General features: G+C 74.6%; 7 protein-coding genes. 4 read left to right on the top strand and 3 right to left on the bottom strand.

Features of this window, described 5'->3' with window-relative positions; all coding sequences use genetic code 11:
* Positions 1-943, top strand: a 943-nt coding sequence (locus tag ABWI04_RS41900; protein ID WP_353835885.1) for an MFS transporter, incomplete at its 5' end; no start/stop codon positions are given.
* Here ABWI04_RS41900 and ABWI04_RS41895 read toward each other — a convergent pair.
* Complete coding sequence (locus ABWI04_RS41895) at positions 933-1,211, bottom strand: type II toxin-antitoxin system Phd/YefM family antitoxin (protein ID WP_353835884.1); 279 nt, start codon at positions 1,209-1,211, stop codon at positions 933-935. The genes ABWI04_RS41900 and ABWI04_RS41895 overlap by 11 nt on opposite strands.
* Before the next feature lie 201 nt (positions 1,212-1,412).
* Here ABWI04_RS41895 and ABWI04_RS41890 point away from each other — a divergent pair, with 201 nt between their 5' ends.
* The 3 genes from ABWI04_RS41890 to ABWI04_RS41880 all read left to right on the top strand — a co-directional run bounded on the left by ABWI04_RS41890 (position 1,413) and on the right by ABWI04_RS41880 (position 3,063).
* Entirely contained in the window at positions 1,413-1,976 is a 564-nt protein-coding gene (locus tag ABWI04_RS41890) for a ClpP family protease (RefSeq protein WP_353835886.1), read from the top strand.
* The gene (locus ABWI04_RS41885) at positions 1,973-2,578 is read left to right on the top strand and encodes an ATP-dependent Clp protease proteolytic subunit (protein WP_353835883.1); all 606 of its coding nucleotides are present in this window, start codon (positions 1,973-1,975) and stop codon (positions 2,576-2,578) included. The genes ABWI04_RS41890 and ABWI04_RS41885 overlap by 4 nt, the downstream gene beginning before the upstream one ends.
* A 140-nt stretch (positions 2,579-2,718) precedes the next feature.
* On the top strand, positions 2,719-3,063 hold the full coding sequence (locus tag ABWI04_RS41880; protein WP_345187085.1) for an RNA polymerase-binding protein RbpA: 345 nt from the start codon (positions 2,719-2,721) through the stop codon (positions 3,061-3,063).
* Between the two features lie 111 nt (positions 3,064-3,174).
* Here ABWI04_RS41880 and ABWI04_RS41875 read toward each other — a convergent pair whose 3' ends face one another.
* Together ABWI04_RS41875 and ABWI04_RS41870 are read right to left on the bottom strand one after the other, a co-directional pair.
* Positions 3,175-3,840, bottom strand: a complete 666-nt coding sequence (locus ABWI04_RS41875) for a response regulator (protein WP_353835882.1) — start codon at positions 3,838-3,840, stop codon at positions 3,175-3,177.
* On the bottom strand, positions 3,837-4,314 hold a 478-nt coding region (locus tag ABWI04_RS41870; protein ID WP_353835881.1), incomplete at its 5' end, for a sensor histidine kinase. The genes ABWI04_RS41870 and ABWI04_RS41875, both read right to left, overlap by 4 nt.

The following is a 4,314-nucleotide window of genomic DNA, read 5'->3' as shown; positions in this document are numbered from 1 at the left end:
GGCGGCCGGCGCCGCGCTGGTCCTGCCGGGCCTGGCGACCGGCGCCTGGGCCCTCGGCGCGGCGCTGCTGCTCCTCGGCGCCGCCCACGGAGCGCTGGACGTCGCCATGAACGCCCACGCCGTCCAGGTCGAGCGCGGCTACGGAAGGCCCGTGATGGCCGCCTTCCACGCGGCCTTCTCTCTCGGGGGCGTCCTGGCCGCCCTGGCCGGCGCCCGGACGCTCACCTGGGGCTGGAGCCCGGCGGCGACCTTGGGCACGGTGGCGGTCCTGAGCACGGCCGTGGGCACGGCGGCCGCTCCCGCGCTGCTGCGGTCCGGCGGAACGCCGGACACCCCCGGACCGCCGGCGCGCCGCCGGACGCCCCGGCGCATCCGCGGGCTGGCCGTCCTCGCCTTCATGATCATGCTGTGCGAGGGGGTGGCCAACGACTGGAGCGTGCTCCACCTGCGCGATCTGGGCGCGTCGCCCGGCACCGCGGCGCTCGCGTTCGGGGCCTTCTCCGCCGCCATGACCGGCGGGCGCCTGCTGGCCGACCGGCTCGCCGCGCGCTTCGGCCCGGTGGCCGTCCTCCGCAACGGCACCGCCCTGGCCGCGGCCGGCCTGACGGTGGCGGCGCTGTCGCCCTGGGCCGCGCCCGCCCTGGCCGGCTGGGCCGTGCTCGGAGCGGGGCTGTCGGGGGCGGTCCCCCAGCTGTTCAGCGCGGCGGGCCACCACGACCGGGAGTCCTCGGGCGCCAACGTCTCCCGCGTGGCCGGGCTCGGCTACCTCGGGATGCTCGCGGGGCCGGCCGTCATCGGCCCGCTCACCCGCGTCGTGCCGCTCGGCCTCACGCTGTTCCTGCCGGTGGCGCTGTGCGCCGCCGCGGCCGCGGCGGCGGGGCTCGTGCGGCCCCGGGACGGCGCCGGTCTGCGCACCGGTCGCGAGACCGAGGTCAGGGCCTGAAGCCGGGCGGGCGGTACTCGGCCGCGATGCGCATCGGCGGCTGCGGCTGCTGCTGGGGCCGCTCGGCGGGCCGCGACGGCTGCCCCGGCGGGACGGTCCCGCCGACCTGCAGGTCGGCGCGCTGGGCGCGGGCCGTCTCCAGGAGTTCCAGATCTTCTGGAGAGACCAGGGCGGCCATCACCCTGCCCCGCCGCGTGAGCTTGACGGGCTCGCCGGTGTAGGCGACCCGGTTCACCAGATCCGCGAACTGGGCGCGTGCTTCGGTCACCGGAACATCCACGTGATTCATCGTATAGCGAAACACCCCGCCCCCCTCTGGCCCTCTCGCGGGCACTGGAATACTGTCCGTACGTAGTGTACGAAACGTACAGATGATCAGGGAGGCGCGATGGACGGCGGACCGTGGCGACAGGACGGCCGGCAGCCGGTGGAGACGTTCACCGGCAGGTCGCGGGCACGCGTGGACGAGATGACGCGACCGGCGGACGCGCAGCTGTTCGAACGGCTGCTGGCCCAGCGGATCGTGTTCCTCGGCAGCGAGATCGACGACGGTCTGGCCAACCGGATCAACGCGCAACTGCTGCTGCTCGCGGCGCAGGACGCCCGGCGCGACATCACGATCTACATCAACTCCCCCGGCGGCGTCGTGGACGCCGGGATGGCGATCTACGACATGATGCAGTTCGTCCCGAACGACATATCCACGGTCGCGATGGGCATGGCCGCCTCCATGGGACAGACGCTGCTGTGCGCGGGGACCCGGGGCAAGCGGTACGCCCTGCGGCACGCGCGCGTGATGATGCACCAGCCGCACGGCGGCATCGGCGGCACGGCGTCCGACATCAGGATCCAGGCGGAGCAGTCGCTGTACCTCAAGCGGACCCTCGCGGAGCGGACGGCGTTCCACACCGGGCAGCCGCTGGAGCGGATCGAGGCCGACGGGGACCGCGACGCGTGGTTCACGGCCGAGCGGGCCCGCGACTACGGCTTCGTCGACCACGTCATCGACAGCACCGACCGGGTGGGCACATGACACGCGCGGAACGGCGCTCCCTCGTCCCCCAGTTCGAGGAGCGCACCGGCCAGGGCCGCAAGGAGACCGACCCCTACAGCAAGCTGTTCGAGGAGCGCATCGTGTTCCTCGGCGCGCCGGTGGACGACACCAGCGCGGGCGACGTCACGGCGCAGATGCTGGCGCTGGAGGGCATGGACCCCGACCGGCCCATCGCCCTCTACATCAACTCGCCGGGCGGGTCGATCACCGCGATGCTGGCGATCTGCGACACCATGCGCTACGTGCGGCCCGAGATCGAGACGACCTGCGTCGGGCAGGCCGGGTCGGCGGCGGCGATCCTGCTGGCGGCGGGCTCGCCGGGGCGCAGGCAGGCGCTGCCGAGCGCCCGGATCCTCCTGCACGAGCCGGAGATCGACGTGGCCGAGGGCGCCGCCACCGACCTGGCGATCCAGGCGCGGGAGGTGCTGCGGATGCGCGAGCAGACCGAGGCGATCCTGGCCGAGGCCACCGGGCACGACCCCGTGACCGTCCGCCGCGACCTGGACCGCGACCGCTACTTCAGCGCCGCCGAGGCCAAGGACTACGGGCTCATCGACGCGGTGCTCACGTCCCGTCACTAGCGCGCCAGCCGCGTGTTCCCCGCCGGCGGCCGGGGACGAGCGCAAACAGCAGGGTTGGATCACCCCGGGTGGGGGAATCTTGTCACGGTGTTCAGCGTTGGTCTGGGCAAGACCGCAAGCCGTCTGGGAGGCACGTGACGATGGCCGAGCGCGCACTTCGCGGCACCCGACTCGGAGCGACGAGCTACGAGAACGATCGCAACACCGATCTGGCCCCTCGCCAAGAGGTGGACTACACCTGCACCAAGGGCCACCGGTTCACCGTGACGCTCGCAGCCGAGGCCGAGGTGCCGATCACCTGGGAATGCCGCAGCTGCGGCGCCACGGCCCTGCGGGTCGACGGCGAGCTGCCCCAAGCCAAGAAGGGAAAGCCGCCGAGGACCCACTGGGACATGCTCATGGAGCGCCGCACGCTGGAAGACCTGGAGGAGGTCCTGGCCGAACGCCTGGAGATCCTGCGCGCGGGGCGCAGGAAGTCCGCGTGAGCGGCTGACAGTTCTCGACGCGAGGGCCCGTACCGGCGGGGGTGCGGGCCTTCGCCATGCCCGGCGGTCCTTCGCCCGCCGGGCCCTCGCCCCGCCGGGCCGGCGCGCCCGTCACCGCCCCGAGCGGGGCAGTACCAGGCCGCTCTCGTAGGCGGCGACGACCGCCTGGACGCGGTCGCGCAGCCCGAGCTTGCGCAGGATCCGGCTGACGTGGGTCTTGACCGTCTCCTCCCCCACGACCAGACGGGCGGCGATCTCGGCGTTGGACAGGCCCTCGGCGACCAGGCGCAGCACGTCGGTCTCGCGCGGGGTCAGCGCGTCCAGGGCCGGCCCCGCCGACGGCGGGCGCGGCCGCAGCCGCGCGAACTCCCCGATGAGGCGGCGGGTGACGGCCGGGGCCAGCAGCGCCTCCCCCGCGGCGACGACCCGGACGGCGTCGAACAGCCGCTCGGCCGTGACGTCCTTGAGCAGGAACCCGCTGGCGCCCGCGACGAGGGCGTCGTAGACGTGCTCGTCCAGGTCGAAGGTGGTCAGCATCAGGACCCGCGGCGCGTCGGGCTCGGCGGTGACGCGGCGCGTGGCCTCGATGCCGTCCATGACCGGCATCCGCACGTCCATCAGCACGACGTCGGGACGGTGGTCGCGGCACACCCGGACCGCGGCGGCGCCGTCGCCCGCCGTCGCCACGACCTCCAGATCGGGCTGGGTGCCCAGCAGGGCCCCGAAGCCGGCGCGGACGACCTCCTGGTCGTCGGCCACCGCGACGCGGACGCTCACGACTCCTCCCCCAGCGGCAGCGTGGCCTGCACCAGGAACCCGCCGGCGGGCCCGGGGCCGGTGCGCAGGTCGCCCCCGACGGCGGCGGCGCGCTCGCGCATGCCGAGCAGCCCGTGCCCGGCCGGGCCACCAAGGCCGGCGTCGGTGCCGGGGCCGGGGCCGTTGTCGCGGACGCTGACGCGCAGCGCGTCCGGGGCGTAGTCGAGCTCCACGTCGACGGCCGCGCCGGGCGCGTGCCTGCGCGCGTTGGTCAGGGCCTCCTGGACGATCCGGTAGGCGGCCAGCTCCAGCCCGGGGTCCAGGGCCGCGACATGCCCGGCGACGATCAGGCGGACGCCCGCGGCGCCTGACTCGCGGGTCCCGTCGACCAGGTCGAGGACGATGGCCGGTGAGGGCGGGGGAGAGCATGCGCCCCGGCTCAACCGGAACTGGCGTGCCGGAATCGACCGGCTCGTTCGCGAGCAGCCGCACATC

Source organism: Actinomadura sp. NPDC000929 (genome assembly GCF_040492065.1).
GTDB classification, from domain to species: Bacteria; Actinomycetota; Actinomycetes; order Streptosporangiales; family Streptosporangiaceae; genus Spirillospora; species Spirillospora verrucosospora.
The sequence above is the reverse complement of the archived record's forward strand: the minus strand, read 5'-3'. Positions and strand labels throughout refer to the sequence as shown.

Coding starts and splice junctions, on each gene's coding strand:
- ABWI04_RS41890 (WP_353835886.1), top strand. CDS start 1,413: ATGACGCGACCGGCGGACGCGCAGCTGTTCGAACGGCTGCTGGCCCAG.
- ABWI04_RS41885 (WP_353835883.1), top strand. CDS start 1,973: ATGACACGCGCGGAACGGCGCTCCCTCGTCCCCCAGTTCGAGGAGCGC.
- ABWI04_RS41880 (WP_345187085.1), top strand. CDS start 2,719: ATGGCCGAGCGCGCACTTCGCGGCACCCGACTCGGAGCGACGAGCTAC.